Genomic DNA, 19,915 nt, shown 5'->3' on the forward strand with positions numbered 1-19,915 from the left:
AGATCGTATGTTGAATGACAGGTCGCACCAGTTCATCAACTTATCAGCAATCAAATAAACAAGCCAATATGCCGATCGATAAGGAGATCGGTATTCATATCAAAATAACGGAGACAAACATGAAAAATTTTAACAACAGAGTAGCGGTGATTACGGGTGGTGGTAGCGGCTTTGGTCGTGAATTTGCATTGATTGGTGCACGCCTTGGAATGAAGTTAGTGCTGGCGGATGTACAGCAAGAAGCTTTGGATGCTGTGAAAGCAGAGTTGGAAGCCAAGGGTGCTGAAGTGCTGGCAATGCGTTGTGACGTGCGCCATGCAGAGCAAGTGCAGGCATTGGCAGATGCCACGATGCAAAAGTTCGGTGCTGTTCATCTGGTCTTCAATAATGCCGGCGTTGGTTCTGGCGGATTGGTTTGGGAAAATACACAGGCAGATTGGGACTGGATATTAGGAGTGAACTTGTGGGGTGTGATTCATGGCGTACGCATTTTCACTAATCTGATGCTGGAGTGTGCCAAGAAAGACCCGCAATACGAGGGGCACATTGTCAATACAGCCTCCATGGCAGGCTTGCTGAATGCACCAACCATGGGCGTGTATAACGTATCTAAGCATGCGGTTGTCTCCCTGACCGAAACTTTGTACCAGGATTTGAAATTGGTCGAAGCGCCTATCGGTGCTTCAGTGTTGTGCCCTTATTTTGTGCCTACCGGTATTTCGCAATCGCATCGTAATCGCCCTGATGATGTGCAGGCCGCTGCACCTACTGCCAGCCAGAAAGCTGCGCAGGCAATGTCGGATAAGGCCGTCAGCTCAGGCAAAGTCACGGCGCAGGAAGTGGCAGAAAATACGTTTAAAGCCATCAGTGAAGAACAGTTCTATATTTTCTCGCACCCAGGCGCTTTGGGTAATGTGCAGGAACGGATGGAAGATATTGTCTTGCAGCGCAATCCCGGCGATCCATACAAGGCGGCGCCGCATATCCGCGATATCCTGCGTGCCAAGCTGAAAGCCGAGTAACTTACCTGATGGGGGGAATCGCTATGACTGTCGCAACTCAAGAAAAAATACAAGAAAATCAGTTTGCAAGTTTAAGCAATGGTACGCGCTTGCATTTTGCCAGCGCTGGTGAAAAAGGAAATCCCCTGATGCTGTTTGTTCACGGATTTCCTGAGTTCTGGTATGAATGGTCGGCGCAGCTGCCTGAGTTTGGCCGTGATTATTTTGCAGTGGCTCCCGACCTGCGAGGTTTCAATCTATCGGATATGCCAGCAGATTTGTCGGCATATAAAGCACGCTATATCGTCGATGATTTGCGCTTGCTGATTCAGCATCTCGGTTACGAAAAAGCCATTATTGTTGCCCATGACTGGGGTGGGGCTGTTTGCTGGAATTTTGCCATTGCCTTACCCGATCTGATTGAAAAACTCATTATCGTGAACTCACCACATCCTTACCTGTTTATGCAGGCACTTTCGCATGATCCCGAACAGCAGGTAGCCAGTGAGTATATGAACTGGCTGCGCAAGGAAGGTTCTGAGCAGGCACTGGAAAAAGATGATTTTGCGTTGATGGATGGCTTTTTTCACGGAATGGGACAGGGGCCAGCGCACTGGTTTGATTCTGCGACTCGCGCCCGATACCACGAATGCTGGAGTAAAGGGCTGACTGGTGGAGTGAATTATTACCGCGCCTCCCCATTGCATCCCGCAACGGCAGAACATCGTGGTCCATTGCAACTGAATTTAAAGCCGGAAGATTTTCATGTGCGTGTCCCGACTCGTGTTATCTGGGGTGAAAAAGATAAAGCTTTGCCAAAAAGTCTGCTCAATGGTATCGAGCAATTGGTGCCGGATGTGCAGATTCAGCGTATACCGGGAGGTTCACATTGGGTCATTCATGAACAGCCAGAGCGAGTGAATACACTGATACGCGGGTTTTTAAGCGAATGAGATGGTTTCCCTGTTTGAATCATTTTGAATCATTGAAAATGAGTTGCTATGGCAAAAATTGAATTTTCTTTTTTTCATCGACTGCGGGTTCGTTGGGCTGAAGTTGATATGCAAGGCATCGTTTTTAATGGCCATTACCTCACGTATTTTGATGTCGCTTTTACCGAATACTGGCGCGCTTCTGGTTTGCCCAATGCTCTGGAGCAGGCGGAGCAGGGCAAGGAGTTGTTTGCCAGAAAGTCGGTTGTTGAATATCTGGCTCCTGCCCGTTTTGATGATGAGCTTGATATTGGCGTCCGTTGTGCTCGCATCGGACGTTCGTCGATGCAGTTTATGATAGAAATATATCGGGAAAATCATCATCTGATTTCCGGTGAAGTGGTCTATGTGTACGCAGACACTGCGCAGCGTAAAGGTGTTTCTGTCCCGGACACATGGCGTGAGATAATTTCGGCTCTTGAATTACTTCCGCCACAAGCGGGTTGAACATCGATATGAACAAATCTGACATTATTCTCGGTGACTGGGCAACTTTACAAAAAGACGCGCAGTCTGTCCGTTATCACGTTTTCGTTGTTGAGCAACATATTCCTGTTGAAATTGAATGGGATGAAATGGATGCCCAATGCCTGCATGCCGTCGCTTATGACGATCAAGGAAATCCGGTTGGCACCGGGCGCTTGCTGCCAGATGGTCATATCGGAAGAATGGCCGTGCTGGCAAGCCAGCGTAATCATGGTGTTGGTGCTGCGATTCTGCGTTTGTTGATGGCGCAGGCAAAATTGCGCGGAGACGGTTATGTTCGTCTCAATGCCCAGCAGTCCGCAGAAAAATTTTACGCACGAGAAGGATTCTCGCGGGATGGTGAGATTTTTCTTGAGGCAGGTATTGAACATATTGGCATGGCCTTTTATTTCAATTAGCTGATATTGATTTGATACTGAGTCAATCGGTGTAAAAGTTCGGTCAATTTTTGTTTCCATGCACCTTCAGTGACGTTTCAGCGCGACTCCAATGTCATTCCAGTGTGATGTTATGCGGAGCGGCTGCCGGCGATCTCATTGCAGTGCAGCAGAGTCCATCAACGGGGAGTACAATCATTGAACGAACTGACCGAATTGACTTGATGGGTTGATGTAATGTTAAGCGATAACTCGATATATGCCGTCAATGCTGATCTGCATTGCCACTCCACCGTATCTGACGGGACGCTGAGTCCTGCCGATATTGCTGTCCGCGCGAAATCAAATGGTGTTGATCTATGGGCGCTCACTGATCATGATGAAGTGAGTGGAATCCCCGTTGCCCGTTCTGTCGCACATGATTTGGGCATGCAATACATTACTGGCGTGGAAATATCCATTACCTGGGCTGGTAAAACGATCCATATTGTCGGCCTGGATTTTGATGAAACGAATGCAAATCTGGTTCAGGGACTTGCTAAAACACGCTCAGGTCGCGAGCGACGTGCGCAGGATATGGCAGCAGATTTACTGAATAAAACCGGAATCCCCGATACTTATCGCGGCGCATTGAAATATGTTGGCAATCCTGATTTGATATCCCGTTCGCATTTTGCGCGTTATCTGGTGGAGATAGGTGCATGTGAAAATGTGTCGGATGCGTTTAAGCATTTTTTAGCGGAAGGTAAGCCAGGGTTTGTTCCTCATCGTTGGGCAACATTAAGCGAAGCTGTCGGCTGGATACGTGGTGCGGGAGGATTGCCTGTTGTTGCACATCCCGGACGCTATGATCTGACACCCTTGGCTCTCGATGCATTTTTTCTCGAATTTAAATCCCTGGGTGGTGTCGCGATTGAAACGGTGACGGGGAGTCATTCGATTGATCAATATGATGAATATACAAAAGTCGCACAACGCTACGGTTTTTTGGCGTCACGCGGCTCCGATTTCCATTCGCCGATCGATATGGATGTTGATATCGGCAAATTAGTGTCATTGCCTCGCTTGGTGAAACCCGTATGGGAAAAATGGCTTTCATCTTGAAAAATAAGCATAATGCCCTTATCTACAAAACCGTATTCGACAAGCTTTTATCTTTGAGGGAGCAAATATGAAACGGATTGCTTTATTTTTACTGACAAATCTTGCCGTCATGGTAGTGATGTCCGTTGTACTGTCGTTGCTAGGGGTAAATCGCTTTCTGACTGCCAATGGATTACAGATGGGAACGCTGATGGCGTTTTCGCTGGTAGTCGGCTTTACCGGCGCTATTTTTTCTCTGTTAATCAGCAAACCTATGGCGAAATGGTCGACTGGCGCGCGCGTTATCGATGCGCCTTCATCATCCACTGAACTGTGGTTAGTCAATACCGTAAAAATGTTGGCCGACAGAGCAGGTATTGCCATGCCGGAAGTAGCCGTATATGACGGCGAAGCGAATGCTTTTGCAACAGGCGCATTTAAGAACTCAGCATTGGTTGCGGTATCTACCGGATTGTTGGAAAGCATGACCAAAGAGGAAGTGGAAGCGGTACTTGGTCATGAGATAGCGCACGTTGCAAATGGTGATATGGTGACGATGACCCTGATTCAGGGCGTAGTGAATACTTTCGTGGTCTTTCTTGCCCGTGTTGTCGGCTATTTAGTTGATAAAACATTTTTCCGTAATAGTGATGATGACAGACCTGGTATCGGCTATATGATTACCGTTTTTGTCTGTGAAATCGTATTCGGTATAGCTGCTTCGATGATTGTGGCGTGGTTTTCACGTCAGCGTGAATTCAGGGCAGATGCTGGATCTGCGAGATTGCTGGGTAACCGTCAGCCGATGATCCATGCGTTAGCGCGCTTAGGAGGAATGGCGCCGGGCGAACTGCCAAAATCGATAGCCGCCGCTGGTATCAGCGACAAACCTGGTTGGAGCGAATTATTTTCTTCGCATCCTCCGATGGAGCAGCGTATAGCTGCATTACAGAATCTAAAATAATCCTGGATCATTTACACTTGGCGGTAGCAATTGCTACCGCCTTTATTCTTTTATGAGTCAATTTTTCCAAATTCATCCTGATAATCCTCAGCAGCGGCTGATTAAACAAGCAGCACAGATTATTCACGCTGGCGGCATTGTTGCGCTACCGACAGACTCCTGTTATGCATTGGTATGTCATCTTGATGATAAAGATGCTGTGACCCGCTTACGTAAAATTCGCGGTGTCGATGAAAAACATCACCTAACTTTATTGTGCAGGGATTTATCTGAAATCGCCCAATATGCGAAGGTGGATAATCGCCAATATCGCATGTTAAAGGCCGCAACGCCTGGTCCTTATACCGTTATTCTGGAGGCGACGAAAGAAGTTCCTCGCCGTTTAAGTCATCCATCGCGCAAAACGATAGGCCTGAGAGTGCCGGAGAATTCCATTACCCATGCGCTGTTAGAAGAGTTGGGGCAGCCATTGTTGGGTACTACGCTGATCTTGCCCGATGAAGATGAGCCGTTGACTGATCCTGAATTCATCCGACAAAAATTAGAGAAATTAATTGAACTGGTGATTGACGGTGGTGCATGTAGTCTTGTGCCAACGACAGTGATTGATATGACGAATACGCTGCCGGAGTTGATACGCGAAGGGCGTGGTCCGCTAGGTATTTTCGGACTTTAATGCTGTGTTTTTGCTGTAATAAAAATGCCTGATTTTCAGGTCGTATAATCGCTATTTTTCTAAGAACAGACTTCATGAATGAATTGATTCAAACCGTTGCGGTGTATGCTTTGCCAGTGATTTTTGCGATCACCTTGCATGAGGCAGCACATGGTTATGCCGCTAAATATTTTGGTGATATGACTGCGTATAGTCAGGGACGGATTAGCCTGAATCCTATGGTGCACATTGATCCTTTCGGTACGATCGTGATTCCCGCAGTGTTGTATCTTGCTACGGGAGGTGCATTTTTATTTGGATATGCCAAACCCGTTCCGGTTAATTTTTCACAACTGAAAAATCCTAAACGGGATATGGCCTGGGTTTCTCTTGCTGGTCCGGCAGCTAATTTCGTGATGGCATTCGCATGGTTGTTCGCAGCCACATTATTGCGATCAATGGATATCGAAGAAGAGTTTTTTCTGCAAATGGCAAGGGCAGGGGTGTTGACTAATTTGGTGATGTTTGCCTTCAATCTGTTCCCGATTCCTCCATTGGATGGTGGCCGGATTCTGGTCAGTTTGTTGCCGTATAAACTTGCTTACAAGTTTGCGCAGATAGAGCCCTATGGATTCTTCATTGTCATGGGCTTGGTGATGTTGCATGTATTGCAGTTCTGGATGACACCCGTCATGTTGTTGACGAATGTTTTGTTGCAACTATTGATGTCGCCTTTCAATTTTTTGCTCGGCTAAGAATATGTACCCTGATCTAGTAGTATCAGGTATGCGCCCCACAGGTGCCCTGCATTTGGGGCACTATCATGGCGCATTAAAAAACTGGATCAAACTACAAACGGAATATCCATGCTTGTTTTTTGTTGCTGACTGGCATGCGCTGACGACGCACTATGATGATCCATCAAAAATCGAGAGCAGCACCTGGGAAATGCTGATTGATTGGTTAGCTGCCGGTATCGATCCATCCCAGTCCACTTTATTTATTCAATCTCGCGTTCCTGAGCATGCAGAATTGCACTTGTTACTCTCCATGGCGACGCCTTTGGGTTGGCTTGAGCGCGTTCCCACTTACAAAGATCAGCAAGAAACGTTGAGCGATCGTGATCTGGCTACGTATGGATTTCTTGGCTATCCATTGCTACAGGCAGCGGACGTCTTAATTTACAGAGCAAGTATAGTTCCTGTGGGTGATGATCAGGTCCCGCATGTTGAAATGACGAGAGAAGTTGCACGTCGTTTTAATTACTTATATGGTCGCGAAAAAGGTTTTGAGGAAAAGGCGCTTGATGCTGTGAAACGCCTTGGTGGAAAACGTGCACGCTTATATAAGGAATTGCGTACACAATTTCAGGAGCAAGGCGACGTTGATGCGCTTGAGCAGGCCAAGGCAATGTTAGATGATGTTCAGAACCTCAGTATGATCGACAGGGAGCGTCTGTTTGGTTACCTTGAAGGTAGTCGCAAATTAATATTGGTAGAGCCTCAGGCAAAATTAACAGCGACATCAAAATTACCAGGATTGGATGGGCAGAAAATGTCCAAGAGTTACAGTAACTCCATCGGACTCAGAGAGGAAAAAGAATCTCTGACAATAAAAATTCGTACTATGCCCACCGATCCGGCCCGGATACGGCGCAGTGATATTGGTGATCCTGATAAATGTCCTGTATGGCAATTGCATCGCGTGTATTCAGATTCATCTACACAGGAATGGGTGCTGAAGGGATGTCGTACTGCCAGTATTGGCTGCATCGAATGCAAGCAACCAGTGATTGATTCCATCTTGAAAGAACAAGATCCAATCCGTGAACGTGCGCAGCAGTACCTGGATGATCCATCGTTGGTGCGGGCGATTGTGGCCGATGGGTGTGAAAAAGCCCGAAAACTGGCGCAAGATACGATGCGAGATATACGTGAAGCGATGGGATTAAGTTATTTTTAATATGTTAAATGTGCCTGCCAAAGAGTTGCTGAAGTCTGGTGCGTTGCCATCAATTCCATCGCCATGGCTAACGAGATTTGCTCATTTGATTCCTGATGGCGAAGTGCTTGATCTCGCTTGCGGCAGTGGCCGTCATACACGTTTATTGATGGGACTTGGTGGCAAACAAGTTACAGCACTTGATGTCGATGCAAATGCTCTATGCAGCCTTGAGGGTTGTGGCGCGACTTTAATGTTGTGTGATCTCGAGGAAGCTGATGCTGTCTGGCCTTTTGCATCTCAGCAATTTTCTGCGATTGTCGTGACTAATTATCTGCACCGTCCTTTATTTCCTCGGTTGCTGACTAGTTTGCGCACCGATGGTATTTTAATTTACGAAACATTTGCGATGGGGAATGAACAATTTGGACGCCCTTCCAATCCTGCTTTCTTGTTACGGCGCGGTGAGTTATTAACTCAGATGCAGTCGGTGACAACGCTTCAGATGGATATTATTGCCTACGAAGACGGCTATGTCGATATTCCTAAGCCTGCAGTTGTTCAGCGAATTTGCGCGCGCCGGGCGGGAACGCAGGTATTTAGTCAGCTTTTGTGAAAATGCTTACAAGTTTAAATTCAAAATGTGGGTATTTGCGCCCATACCGACGTGCTATCCGCTACAATCAGGGTTTTACTTTTTTCTTGCGCTAACATGACAAAGATTCAAGGAAGTCTGGTTGCGATTGTGACCCCTATGCATGCAGATGGCAGCCTCGATTTGCCTTGCCTGCGAAAATTGATCGATTGGCACATTGCCGAGGGAACTGACGGCATCGTGATCGTAGGGACGACCGGCGAGTCTCCGACTGTCTCAGTTGATGAGCATTGTGAATTGATTCGCGTTGCTGTCGAACATGCTGATAAACGTATTCCTATCATCGCTGGGTCCGGCGGTAATTCGACGCAAGAAGCAATTACCTTGACGCAATTTGCCAAGGATATCGGTGCTGATGCTTCCTTGCAGGTTGTTCCTTATTACAATCGTCCTACTCAGGAAGGTATGTATCAGCACTTCAAGAAAATTGCTGAATCCGTCGATATTCCTGTCATCTTGTACAACGTACCAGGTCGCACCGTCGCAGACATGTCAAACGAGACTATCTTGCGCCTTGCGCAAGTGCCTGGCATCGTTGGCGTGAAGGATGCGACTGGCAATATTGGTCGCGGCACCGATCTTATCCGTCTGGCTCCATCATCATTTGCGGTTTATTCAGGCGATGATCCAACGGCGATGGCGCTGATGTTCTGCGGCGGTAAGGGTAACATCTCAGTCACTGCAAACGTTGCACCGCGTGCAATGCATGAATTGTGTGTTGCTGCAATGAAGGGGGACGTGAAAACAGCGGTGGAAATTAATAACCGTATGATTCCTTTGCATAATAAATTATTTGTTGAGCCAAATCCTTTGCCTGTGAAATGGGCGCTTGTTGAAATGGGTTTGATGCCTGCTGGTATTCGTTTGCCATTGGTTCCATTGGCAGAGCAATATCATGAAACGGTTCGTGCAGCGATGCGTGAGTCTGGTATTTTGCAGTAATTTACTGTTTGGGCAGGCTTCCTGCTGCATACATGTAATTTTTGATTTTTCATAATTTGTAGGGACTTTCACATGGCAAAAAGCATTGTTGCTAAAAATGGGATGATCGGCGTGCTGACGCTTGCTGGATTAACAGGCTGTAGTTCTATCGGCAATATTATTGAGCCTAATAAAATTGATTATAAAAGTGCGGCTAAAGTAACAACAGCTTCGCTGGAAGTCCCTCCGGATTTGACTCAAATTCGTCGTGACAGTCGTTTTGCTGTTCCAGATGCGAATAAAAGTACGGCGACAGCATCTAGCTACAATCTTGAAAAAGGTGTGAAGGCACAGTCATCAGGTAATGCTGCTGTTGCTGTCAATCAGTTGCCCAATATGCGCGTTGAGCGTGATGGCTCCCAGCGTTGGTTGGTGGTCAGCAATCAATCCCCGGAAGTGCTTTGGCCGCAAATCAAGGATTTTTGGCAAGAGCTGGGTTTCTTGATTAATATTGAAAATCAGGAAGCGGGCGTAATGGAGACTGATTGGGCTGAAAATCGCGCAAAAATTCCTCAGGACATCATTCGCAATACTTTAGGTAAAGTAATCGATTCTCTTTATTCTACTGGCGAAAGAGATAAATTCCGTACTCGTATTGAGCGCGCTGCCAATGGCAATATTGAAATTTATATTAGCCATCGTGGTGCGCAAGAGGTGTTGGTTGGTTCGCAAAAGGATGCAACTGTTTGGTCCCCGCGTCCAGCTGATGCCGGCCTTGAGGCAGAATTTTTGTCTCGTTTGATGGTGCGTCTGGGTTCTGATGGTGAAGTAGCAAAAACAGCAGTCAATGCTCAGCCTGCAGCGATGAAATTGCGTGCAAAATTGTTGAAGTCAGATGCTGGTAATTACGTCGAAATGGATGAAGGGTTTGATCGTTCATGGCGTAGGGTTGGCTTGGCACTCGACAGGGTCGGCTTTACTGTAGAGGATCGCGATCGTTCTCAGGGAGTATATTTTGTTCGCTATATTGATCAGGATATTGATGCCAAGACAAAAGGCGCCAGCGATGGCTTCTTTTCCAAATTGTTCTCTTTTGGCTCCAATAGTGAAGCAGCAAAAGATGCTCAAAAATATCGTGTTGTAGTGAAAAATGCAGCTAATGGCGATCTCAGTCACATCACTGTTCAAGGCAATGATGGCAAGGTCAGTACCTCACCAGTAGCAGAAAAAATTCTGCAATTGTTAAATGATCAGTTGAAGTAAGTCTTGTTCTTAAGTAATAAAAAAAGCATGTGTATAAAAACACATGCTTTTTTTATTTGAATTGTCGAATTTGAATATACGTTATGAATTGGCTTAATAGATTCAAAATTGACAATCCAAGCAAGCGAAAAAAAAGCCGATCGTCTGATCGGCTTTTTTTAAGTAATTAAAATTACTTGGAAGCTGCTGCTGGAGCTGCTGCGTCAGAAGCTGCTGCTGGAGCTGCTGCGTCAGAAGCTGCTGCTGGAGCTGGTGCTGCTGCTGGAGCTTCAGCAGGAGCGGAAGCTGGAGCTGGTGCTGCTACGGAAGCTGCTGCGGAAGCAGATGCTGCTTCTTCTTTTTTGCCGCAAGCAGCCAAAGCGATAGTCAACAGGGAAACGAGCAAGAGAGATTTTTTCATGTTTATACTTTCAATAAATAGATCAAAAAATAAGATCAAAATTTTGCGATGAATAATTACCGGTAATTATCGCTCTATAGGTTAACTCGGGAGCCTTGCACCAAACTGGTACTCGACTCTTGCGAAAGTTTCCTAATCCATGATTATAATGATTTTTCGAATGTTGGAATAGGGATAGATGCTTTTTTGCCCTTAAAACATTATATAAATTCTTTCTTTGAAGCTAATTATCGGTTGAATGGGTATTTTAGACATCGCCAATAGCTGCATTTCCCTATATTTGCATGGGAATTTTATGGGTTTAACTCCAGCCAGCCGTCTTCATACCAAAGGCAGAATGCTTCCATTGCATCCGGAGATGCCCCCAAAAGATCCGATCCCGCGAGATTTTTTTGATTCGCTAAAGTAGCAAGGATGTCCTTATCTGCTGTCGTTACCGCAAATGATTCACCATTAATAAAAATATGTTTGCCTTTGTAGAGCATCATGGTTTTTCTAGACAGCCGAACTCCTTTTTTCAACGCGGCTTGTTCAAAGCGTTTCGGCGTCAGTGGCTTTTCTGGTGAGTCGAAATAGACATTCGGTTTCGGTTCTGTCAGGTATTCACCAAGAAAAATGGTTATATCGTCATTCGTAAAACGGATTTTTGCAATTTGCTCTGAAAGCGTCGTCAGTAGTTCTGTGCTGATTTCAGCGGGTTTAGTGGTTGTTTTCAGATCTGGATCGCTGTAGCGGCCAGGAAGATCAATTGATTCTGACATAAAATTCATGAAAGATTCGCCAAGCTCCTGAAATGATGGCGCTCTGAAACCAATCGAATATGTCATGCACTCGCCTATAGCAACGCCATCGTGCGCGTATTGTGGGGGGAGGTACAGCATATCGCCAGGTTCTAGTATGAATTCTTGATCCGACTCAAAATGACTCAAAATCTTTAAAGGCATACCTTCAATCAGAGAGAGATTTTTTTGTGCCCCGATTTGCCAGCGCCTTTGACCATGTGCTTGTAATAGAAACACATCATAAGAGTCGAAATGCGGCCCTACGCCTCCACCATCGACGGCATAACTAATCATTAAATCATCCAGTCGAGCATCTGGGACAAAGCGAAATTGCTTTAAAAGCTCATTAGCATCGTCGTTATGCAAATTGACGCCCTGTACGAGTAGCGTCCAATCTTTCTTTTCTTTGACTGGAATGCTGCTGATAGGACCATTCTTCATTTCCCAGTGTTTTTTGAAAAACGTAATCAGGCGCGACTCGACATCATCCTGAGCAGCAAGCTCGAATAATTCTGATTTGGATAAAAGTGGTTGAAATTCTGGGATTGCCTGCCTGATCAGCAATGGTTTTTTGTGCCAATATTCGGTGAAAAATTGCTTGGGTGAGATGTTTCCCAGCAGCGTAAGGGGAGAGTTATTTTTTTGCATGTGCGTATTATAGGTCTCAGTTAAGGTAAGTACTAGACAGGTATAATAGGAGAATGAGTAAAATTTTTAAGGAAATGCTATGAAGATTGTCAAAAATTCTGTTGTTACTGCGAGTTATATTCTAAAAGATGCGCAAGACAATCTGATCGAGGAGGGCTTGGAGCCCATGGTATATCTGCATGGCGGCTATGATAATATTTTCCCGAAAATCGAAGAAGCTTTGGAAGGGAAAGAGATTGGTTATAGCACCGTATTGCAATTAAATCCGGAAGATGCCTTTGGTGATTATGATGCCGAGTTGGTAAAAGTGGAGTCTCGTGATCGTTTCCCATCGCCGCTGGAAGTTGGTATGCAGTTTGAGGGCATGCCAGAGGACACTGATGAAGGTGATGCTCATATTTTTACGGTCACGGATATCGCAGAAGACAAAGTAGTACTCGATGGTAACCACCCATTAGCTGGGGTGGCATTGCGTTTTTCTTTGACAGTAGAAAATGTTCGCGAAGCACTGGAAGAAGAAATTGCTCATGGTCATGTGCATGGCGTTCATGGCCATCACCACGACGATGAAGAAGATGATTCTAATGATGAATATCGCACACAATCACTGCACTAATAACGTATTGTTAATTCATTGAATGTGCATTTAATCTGCATTAGTTAAATTGGATTGATTCATACTGGGCTAGTTAAGCCCCATAGAAAAAGGGCATGTGTTGAACATGCCCTTTTTCTATGGGGTAATTCCGATGAAATCACTCCTTAAATCATTGCGACAAGTACTCCAGCGGTAATCACCAGTGTTCCGGCGATGCGCTCGGTGATGAGGCTGTATCGCTCTTGCATTGCGAGATGACTGGCTTTGCCGGCGAGGACGCCATAGCCCAATAAAATAAAAAATTCCGGGATGATAGAGCTTGCGGCAAGGAGTAACATTTGTCCTGCAATTGGTTCCGCAGGGTCGATAAATTGTGGCAGCACAGCAATAAACATCAGCAAGGTTTTAGGGTTAGTCAGTTGTAGCATCAGGGCACTGATGAAAATACGCGTGTTACTTTGGGCTTTCTCATCCAATCGTGACAGAGTCAGCGGAGAGGGCTTTCCCAGAATGGCGGATAAGCCCAAATACACCAGATAGGCCGCCCCGATATACTTGATGCCCAAAAACAAGCGAGGCGAGGCAATGATTAATGAGCCTATGCCGGTGGCGGATAAAACAAAGTAAATGGCATTGCCAGTCAAAATACCCAAAGTGACATAAAGCGAATGACGCCATCCTTTCGCAATTCCATAGGCAACCACCATCATCACGGCTGGGCCCGGTGAGAGTGATAATGCGGCTTCAGTTGCGGTGAATAATGCCCAATTTTGCCAACTGATGACCATTCTGTATCAAGCCTTCATGAATTGATATAACTGAGCCAGCACCGCATCTGGTTGCTCGGACATTAAGGAATGGCCGCAATTGTCTAATGTCACTACTTTGCAAGCATGAAGATGCTCACGCAACAACTGTGTTGCTTTAGGCGGAGTCATCATGTCTTTTTTGCCGAGTAGTAACAACGTAGGGCGGGTGAGTTGTTTTGCCGCCTGTTCACCATGATCATAAGCATTACATGCCGAAAAATCGGTATAAAAAACATGATCAGGATTGATTTTTGATATTCTCTGCATCAAACGTTGGCTGGCACCCATGACATAAAAACCAGGGCCAGGGCAAGATGGTTTGTGTGCTATTGATGTGTGAGACCATATATTCACCATATCAATCGCTTCTTGCTCTTTGTCTCGTGCCGCATTGAGCAGAGTATCTGATACTTTCATGGGGTAGGCAGTACCAACCATCGCAATTTTTTGAATGCGGTCAGGTGCTTTTGCTCCAGTTTCCAATGCTACCAATGATCCCATACTGTGACCGACCAATTGTGCGTGCTTTACTCCGGTGGCATCAAGCAATGACAGCAGCCAATCGGCCATCTGTTCTATGCTTGTGCAAGCCTTGCCTTTGCTACGCCCATGCCCTGGTAAATCAACAGCCATGACGTTAAAACCATGATGCGCAAAATATCGTGTCTGCAACCCCCAGACTGAATGATCATTTTGTGCACCATGAATAAACACGATAGTTGGTAAGTCAGGCTGAAAAGCTTTGCCGCCAGTGTAGTAATACGCGGTTGCATTATTGATGTCTAGTAACATATCACGCTCCTTTCTGTGCCGCTTTTAAGCCGCGACCAAGGTCTTCAATCAGGTCTTCGATGTTTTCGAGCCCAACCGATAGTCGAATGGTTCCTTCAGAAATACCAGATGCTGCGAGTTGTTCATTGCTGACACGGAAATGCGTTGTCGATGCAGGGTGTATTACCAGCGATTTTGCATCTCCCACATTGGCGAGATGTGAAAACACATTCAGTGACTCAACAAAACGCTTGCCTGCATCACGATTGCCTTTGATATTGAATGAAAAAACAGCGCCGCATCCTTTCGGTAACATTGTTTTTGCTAATGCATAATCTGGATGTGATTCCAGTTCCGGGTAAGAGACAGATTCTACCGCCGGGTGTGCAACCAGAAATTCTACAACCTTGCGGGTATTGTTAACGTGTCTGTCCATGCGTAATCCCAGTGTTTCTATGCCTTGCAAAATAGCGAAGGCATTGTGTGGGCTCATGCATGCACCGAAGTCACGAAGTCCTTCTCTTCTCGCTCGCAAAGAAAAAGCACCGACGGTCGATTCTTCTGAGAAAACCATCCCATGAAATCCGCTATATGGCTCGCATAATTCAGCAAAACGTCCTGTTTTTTCGTGGGCTTCTTCCCAATCGAATGTGCCACCATCGACTAGCAGGCCACCGATAGCTGTTCCATGTCCGCACAAAAATTTAGTGGCAGAATGCATGATCAGATCGGCACCATGATCAAAGGGCTTCAGCAGATAAGGTGTCGTGAAAGTGGCGTCCAGCATCAATGGAAGATGATGCTCATGGGCGATCTCGGATACTGCCGGGATGTTCAAAACATCCAACCCTGGATTCCCCAGTGTTTCTGCGAAAAATACTTTCGTATTTGGTCTGACTGCTGCGCGCCAGGCATTCAGATTGCGCGGGTCTACAAAGGTCGTATCAATGCCAAAACGCTTCATCGTATAGGCAAGTAGATTTTGTGAGCCGCCATACAATGCACGCGATGCCACGATGTGTGAGCCTGCTCCCGCAATCGTTGCCAGTCCCAGATGCAACGCTGCCTGCCCACTTGCAACGGCTATCCCGGCGACACCACCTTCCAATGCTGCAATTCGTTCTTCGAGTACAGCATTGGTCGGATTGGAAATTCGTGAATACACATGTCCTGCACGTTCCATGTTGAACAATGATGCCGCATGATCAGAATCATCAAAAACAAAAGATGAACTCAGATAAATAGGCGTGGCACGCGCACCTGTTGCTGGGTCGGGAGTGCTGCCAGCGTGCAGGGATAATGTATCAAAGCCGGGGTAGTGTGGGCCGCTCATAGGGGATATCTCCGTATTGTAGTGTGGCAATGCTACCATTAAGCTAGCAAAATGAAATTGTGTTTTGAGTGATGTTTTCGCAAGGAAAGAGGTCTGCCGGGCTGGATTTTTTATATGTCTTACGATACATTGGTATTAGCGATAAAACATATAGTTAACACGAGGAGGCGTACTATGAAAGTTTCAGAAATACTACAAGTAAAAGGTAATATACTTTTTACGATCCCACCAGGTACGCCTATTGCAGAAGCAGTGAGTATCATGGAAGAAAAAGACATCGGCTCACTGGTCGTCATGGAATATGGTGAGCTTGCCGGTATTCTTACTTTCCGCGAGGTGATCCGCGCCATCCACAAAAATAATGGTTCACTGGATAATGGAACAGTGCGTAAATACATGGATGATCACCCAATCACAGTCACACCAGAAACTGAAGTGAACGAAGTGCGTCGGATGATGCTGGAAAAACATTCTCGTTATTTACCTGTAATGGACGCAAAGACGTTATTGGGTGTTATCTCCTTTTACGACGTGGCAAAAGCTGTATTGGAAGCGCAAAGCTTTGAAAATAAAATGTTGAAAGCGTATATACGTGATTGGCCTGTAGAAGAAAATGAAGAATAAGCTTCTTTCGTTGAGCCATTGTTGAAATAAATTCAAATAACGCCCGCATGAATTTCCTGCGGGCGTTTTTTATCTGAAAAAGGAATCATATGCATATCGCCGTTGTCGGAGCAGGATTATCAGGTTTAACCGCCGCTCGCCAGTTGCAGTCTCAAGGGCATCATGTCACTGTGTATGAGAAAAGTCTGGGTGTCAGTGGTCGTATGAGCACTCGTCAGACTGAGTTGGGTGGTTTTGATCATGGTGCGCAGTACTTTACTGCTACATCGCAACGCTTTAAAAAGGAAATTGCTGACTGGACAAAATCAGGCTGGGTGGCGCCTTGGAATGCAAGACTGGTGACATTGAATAATGCTCATACGACAGTGGCAGGGAAAAAAGGAAGTAGATATGTTGCGATACCTGGAATGAGTGCGTTGGGGAAACAACTCGCACATGGACTGGATGTAAGGAAAGAGCAGCAGGTTCTTGCGGTAGAACGCCTGGGACAGCAATGGGTTTTGAAGATACAGTCTCCCAGCGTCGCGATCCCGGCATCCGCAGGGCCCTTTGATGCTGTTGTGTTTGCCATTCCAGCAGATCAAGTTGTGCCACTGCTTGATGTCGCACCTGAGTGGAAGGAGCAGGTGCAGCAAGCTGCATTGACCCCATGCTGGACATTAATGCTTGGTTTTCAGAATTCTCTGGAACTTGATTTTGATGGTGCCTGGGTGCAGCAGTCCAGGCTTGGCTGGATTGCTCGTGATACATCTAAGCCAGAGCATCGCGTTGGTGAGCGATGGGTTGCACATGCAACGCCAGCATGGAGTGTAGAACATCTTGAAGATGATCATGAACGCGTAAAAGAAAAATTACTGAAGGCTTTTCATGAGGCGACAGGTTCCTGGATTCAGCCTATTTATGCAGTCACTCACCGTTGGCGCTATGCGCAAGCAGAACGGCCATTGCTTAATGACTGTCTCTGGAATGCTGAGCTGGGTCTGGGTGTTTGCGGTGATTGGTTTGCCGTGGGGCTGGATGGTGCAGGGCGTGTTGAAAATGCGTTCATGAGTGGCTTGGCGTTAGCTAATAAAATCAGCTGAAATAGATACCAATCTTTTATTGATAAAAAATGCCAGCATTTTTGCTGGCATTTTTTTATGGATTATTTTTAAGCAGAGTTGCTAATGCTCTCGCTGGCTTTCCTGCATCATACAAAGTCCACGTCTTTTTAATGTGCTGAGGTACATGCCATAGTGCGGTCGTACCCGCACGGAAAAACGCAGTATCACCGGGTTTCAGGTGTAGTTTTTTACCTTGATAATCAATCTCTACAGCGCCCTCAAGTATATAAACTGCTTCGTCCAACTGATAGTGCCATTCAAATGTAGAAGCATCGCATTCAAAAATGCCAGAACTGGTTTTATTGTCGCTGGATTTAAAAAATTCTGTTGCTCTGAAGTTGGGTGTTCCCTCTTTTACCCAGGAGGGATCTACTTCAAATGGCTGAACCGGCGCTGAAACAACAGAGCTGCTGGCGGGCGCGATATTGTTGACATGACGTAGTGCTTCATAACTGCCGATAGCCGCCAGTGTCAGGGCGATACCTGTCATGCCTGATAGGACTTTTGTTTTCATCTGTATGATTTTCTGTCGAATTTACTGAGATGGACTGCGCATAGCAAAGATGAAAATGATATGTTGCTTCGATGTTTTTGTCACTGAAAATTAACATTTAATCATCTTTTAAATGCAGATGCTCACCAGTTTGTAAGCGCCATAATGCAGCGTAAGTATCGTTCAGCTGCAATAAATCATCATGCGTTCCACTTTCGATAATTTTCCCTCCGTCCATCACATGGATGCAATCGGCGTGACGGACTGTTGAGAGACGATGTGCGATCACGATTGTCGTGCGATTACGGCTGACAACTGCCAGACTACGTTGAATGGCGGCCTCCGTTTCATTATCAATGGCGCTGGTCGCTTCATCTAAAATCAGGATTGGTGGGTTTTTGAGGATAGCCCGTGCCAGTGCAAGACGCTGGCGCTGTCCACCGGATAGCTTTTGTCCACGTTCGCCGATACGTGTGGCAAAGCCGAGTGGGAGCTTTTGAATGAACTCTGTCGCTTCCGCCGCTTGTGCAGCATCGGCAATCGCTTGCTCGCTGACGTTTTCCAGGCCATACGCAATATTGTCGGCGATCGTACCGTCAGTCAGGAAGCCGTCCTGCGCCACGTAGCCGATCACACGTCGTAAGTCCTGAAGGTTTAATGTATCCGTTGCTTGCCCATCAAGCAGGATATGACCAGACTGGGGGGTATAAAAGCGCAGTAGTAACTTCACCAATGTCGATTTTCCAGAGCCGGTAGAGCCGACAAACGCCACAGTTTTGCCCGCCGGAATATGTAGATTGATTTGGTTCAGTGTCGTCTGCTCGCCATAAGCAAAATTTACTTGATCAAAGCGCAGGTCGCCGCTGACCGTCGCAGATGGTAGTGGCTTACCTTCGTAGTGAATATTAATCGGGGTATCGAGTAAATTCATAGCCCGGTCAATGGCCGACATCGAGCGCTGATACATGTCCGCCACCTCTGCCAGGCTGGTCATCGGCCATAACAGCCGCTGTGTTAGGTAGACCAGTACTGAATATGCGCCGACTGCCAACTCATCATGTAATGTCAGCCAGCCGCCGTACACCAGTGTTGCGGTAAAACCTGCCAGAATCGCCATCCGGATGACCGGAGTGATGGCTGCGCTGACCGCAATGGCCCGCGCATTGGCTTCACGATAAGTATTGCTGGCTTCGGCAATGTGATTTTTTTCAAAATCTTCGGTGGCAAACGCTTTGATCGTGGCCAGCCCGAGCAGATTATTGTTCAGGCGGGCGCTGACGTCACCAGCTGCTTCGCGGACTTCGGCGTAACGCGGGGCAAGCCGTTTCTGGAACCAGAATGCACCGAATAAAATTGCCGGTACTGGCAGCAGGGAAATGACTGCCAGCGAAGGTTGCAGTACAAAGAAGACGGCGCTGACCATGACGGAAGAGCAGATCACCTGAATGATCTGGTTCGCACCACCGTTCAGAAAACGTTCCATCTGATTGATGTCTTCGTTCAGTACTGACATCAGATTGCCGGTACGTTGATTTTCAAAATACGCCATTTCCAGTTTCTGTACATGGTCGTACGTATCCAGCCGTAAATCATGTTGCAGATTCTGCGCCAGCTTGCGCCATTTCAGCGACAGTAAATATTCAAACCAGGATTCACCCATCCATATAAACGCATTGACCACGCCGAGAAACACCAATTGATGCCAGGTTTCCGTTATGCCGAAGCCACCCAGCACACGTTTGGCGAGAAAGCTTTTTTCTCCATTGACGACGATATCGACTGCCACGCCGATGAGTACTTCCGGCAACACGTCAAAAAATTTGTTCAGTATCGAATACAGTGTTGCCAGCCGTAGATCAGTTTTATAAGCACTGGCGTAGTGCAGTAATTTTTTAAGTGGATGAATTGCTGGCATGGTGTGTGGCTCAATCTGATTAATCTGAGTTATTCGGATGAATGAAAAAAATAAAAAAGGGACTGCTTGATACAGTCCCTTTTCGTTACTTACGGTGTGTT

General features: G+C 46.3%; 22 protein-coding genes. 15 read left to right on the forward strand and 7 right to left on the reverse strand.

The window, feature by feature from the left end:
* Positions 1-119: 119 nt before the first annotated feature.
* The 12 genes from ACO0LB_RS16195 (at position 120) to bamC (ending at position 10,338) form a co-directional block, all read left to right on the forward strand.
* Positions 120-1,022, forward strand: coding sequence for an SDR family oxidoreductase (locus tag ACO0LB_RS16195; protein WP_423050913.1), 903 nt, complete (start codon positions 120-122; stop codon positions 1,020-1,022).
* A gap of 23 nt (positions 1,023-1,045) precedes the next feature.
* Entirely contained in the window at positions 1,046-1,954 is a 909-nt protein-coding gene (locus tag ACO0LB_RS16200) for an alpha/beta fold hydrolase (protein ID WP_423050915.1), read from the forward strand.
* Positions 1,955-2,002: 48 nt separating this feature from the next.
* On the forward strand, positions 2,003-2,440 hold the full coding sequence (locus ACO0LB_RS16205; protein WP_423050917.1) for an acyl-CoA thioesterase: 438 nt from the start codon (positions 2,003-2,005) through the stop codon (positions 2,438-2,440).
* A gap of 8 nt (positions 2,441-2,448) precedes the next feature.
* On the forward strand, positions 2,449-2,877 hold the full coding sequence (locus ACO0LB_RS16210) for a GNAT family N-acetyltransferase (protein ID WP_423050919.1): 429 nt from the start codon (positions 2,449-2,451) through the stop codon (positions 2,875-2,877).
* Positions 2,878-3,093: 216 nt separating this feature from the next.
* Positions 3,094-3,960, forward strand: a complete 867-nt coding sequence (locus ACO0LB_RS16215) for a 3',5'-nucleoside bisphosphate phosphatase (RefSeq protein ID WP_423050921.1) — start codon at positions 3,094-3,096, stop codon at positions 3,958-3,960.
* Positions 3,961-4,027: 67 nt separating this feature from the next.
* On the forward strand, positions 4,028-4,903 hold the full coding sequence (gene htpX / locus ACO0LB_RS16220) for a protease HtpX (protein WP_423050923.1): 876 nt from the start codon (positions 4,028-4,030) through the stop codon (positions 4,901-4,903).
* Between the two features lie 52 nt (positions 4,904-4,955).
* Positions 4,956-5,579, forward strand: a complete 624-nt coding sequence (locus ACO0LB_RS16225) for an L-threonylcarbamoyladenylate synthase (protein ID WP_423050925.1) — start codon at positions 4,956-4,958, stop codon at positions 5,577-5,579.
* 74 nt (positions 5,580-5,653) lie between these two features.
* A complete protein-coding gene (locus ACO0LB_RS16230; protein WP_423050927.1) occupies positions 5,654-6,313 on the forward strand; it encodes a site-2 protease family protein in 660 nt (219 codons plus the stop codon).
* Positions 6,314-6,317: 4 nt separating this feature from the next.
* Complete coding sequence (locus ACO0LB_RS16235) at positions 6,318-7,520, forward strand: tryptophan--tRNA ligase (protein ID WP_423050929.1); 1,203 nt, start codon at positions 6,318-6,320, stop codon at positions 7,518-7,520.
* Position 7,521: 1 nt separating this feature from the next.
* The gene (locus ACO0LB_RS16240) at positions 7,522-8,115 is read left to right on the forward strand and encodes a class I SAM-dependent methyltransferase (RefSeq protein WP_423050931.1); all 594 of its coding nucleotides are present in this window, start codon (positions 7,522-7,524) and stop codon (positions 8,113-8,115) included.
* A 96-nt stretch (positions 8,116-8,211) separates the two neighbouring features.
* Complete coding sequence (dapA, locus tag ACO0LB_RS16245; protein ID WP_423050933.1) at positions 8,212-9,096, forward strand: 4-hydroxy-tetrahydrodipicolinate synthase; 885 nt, start codon at positions 8,212-8,214, stop codon at positions 9,094-9,096.
* Positions 9,097-9,168: 72 nt separating this feature from the next.
* A complete protein-coding gene (gene bamC / locus ACO0LB_RS16250; RefSeq protein WP_423050935.1) occupies positions 9,169-10,338 on the forward strand; it encodes an outer membrane protein assembly factor BamC in 1,170 nt (389 codons plus the stop codon).
* A gap of 172 nt (positions 10,339-10,510) precedes the next feature.
* On the opposite strand, the gene ACO0LB_RS16255 is transcribed toward bamC, so the two are convergent.
* Both ACO0LB_RS16255 and ACO0LB_RS16260 read right to left on the reverse strand, forming a co-directional pair.
* Entirely contained in the window at positions 10,511-10,738 is a 228-nt protein-coding gene (locus ACO0LB_RS16255) for a hypothetical protein (protein WP_423050937.1), read from the reverse strand.
* Between the two features lie 293 nt (positions 10,739-11,031).
* Positions 11,032-12,168: a JmjC domain-containing protein gene (locus tag ACO0LB_RS16260; protein ID WP_423050939.1), complete on the reverse strand. Its 1,137-nt coding sequence runs from the start codon at positions 12,166-12,168 to the stop codon at positions 11,032-11,034.
* A gap of 79 nt (positions 12,169-12,247) precedes the next feature.
* On the opposite strand from ACO0LB_RS16260, the gene ACO0LB_RS16265 reads away from it, so the two are divergent.
* Positions 12,248-12,784 carry an FKBP-type peptidyl-prolyl cis-trans isomerase gene (locus tag ACO0LB_RS16265; protein WP_423050941.1) on the forward strand — a complete coding sequence of 179 codons (537 nt, stop codon included), beginning with the start codon at positions 12,248-12,250 and terminating at the stop codon, positions 12,782-12,784.
* Between the two features lie 146 nt (positions 12,785-12,930).
* On the opposite strand, the gene ACO0LB_RS16270 is transcribed toward ACO0LB_RS16265, so the two are convergent.
* Genes ACO0LB_RS16270 through ACO0LB_RS16280 form a run of 3 tightly spaced genes read right to left on the reverse strand, consistent with a single transcriptional unit; the run spans position 12,931 to position 15,679 of the window.
* Positions 12,931-13,554, reverse strand: coding sequence for a LysE family translocator (locus ACO0LB_RS16270; protein WP_423050943.1), 624 nt, complete (start codon positions 13,552-13,554; stop codon positions 12,931-12,933).
* Between the two features lie 6 nt (positions 13,555-13,560).
* Positions 13,561-14,367, reverse strand: a complete 807-nt coding sequence (locus tag ACO0LB_RS16275; protein WP_423050945.1) for an alpha/beta fold hydrolase — start codon at positions 14,365-14,367, stop codon at positions 13,561-13,563.
* Position 14,368: 1 nt separating this feature from the next.
* Entirely contained in the window at positions 14,369-15,679 is a 1,311-nt protein-coding gene (locus ACO0LB_RS16280; protein WP_423050948.1) for an O-acetylhomoserine aminocarboxypropyltransferase, read from the reverse strand.
* A gap of 174 nt (positions 15,680-15,853) precedes the next feature.
* Here ACO0LB_RS16280 and ACO0LB_RS16285 point away from each other — a divergent pair, with 174 nt between their 5' ends.
* Complete coding sequence (locus tag ACO0LB_RS16285) at positions 15,854-16,303, forward strand: CBS domain-containing protein (protein ID WP_423050950.1); 450 nt, start codon at positions 15,854-15,856, stop codon at positions 16,301-16,303.
* Positions 16,304-16,392: 89 nt separating this feature from the next.
* Positions 16,393-17,385, forward strand: a complete 993-nt coding sequence (locus ACO0LB_RS16290) for an NAD(P)/FAD-dependent oxidoreductase (RefSeq protein WP_423050952.1) — start codon at positions 16,393-16,395, stop codon at positions 17,383-17,385.
* 55 nt (positions 17,386-17,440) lie between these two features.
* On the opposite strand, the gene ACO0LB_RS16295 is transcribed toward ACO0LB_RS16290, so the two are convergent.
* Both ACO0LB_RS16295 and ACO0LB_RS16300 read right to left on the reverse strand, forming a co-directional pair.
* Positions 17,441-17,920 (reverse strand): cupin domain-containing protein, encoded by a 480-nt coding sequence (locus tag ACO0LB_RS16295; RefSeq protein ID WP_423050954.1) that lies wholly within the window; start codon positions 17,918-17,920, stop codon positions 17,441-17,443.
* Between the two features lie 97 nt (positions 17,921-18,017).
* A complete protein-coding gene (locus tag ACO0LB_RS16300) occupies positions 18,018-19,814 on the reverse strand; it encodes an ABC transporter ATP-binding protein (RefSeq protein WP_423050956.1) in 1,797 nt (598 codons plus the stop codon).
* Between the last annotated feature and the right edge of the window lie 101 nt (positions 19,815-19,915).

The sequence above is a fragment of the Undibacterium sp. SXout7W genome (genome assembly GCF_049339385.1).
In the GTDB taxonomy this organism is placed as follows: Bacteria; Pseudomonadota; Gammaproteobacteria; order Burkholderiales; family Burkholderiaceae_D; genus Undibacterium.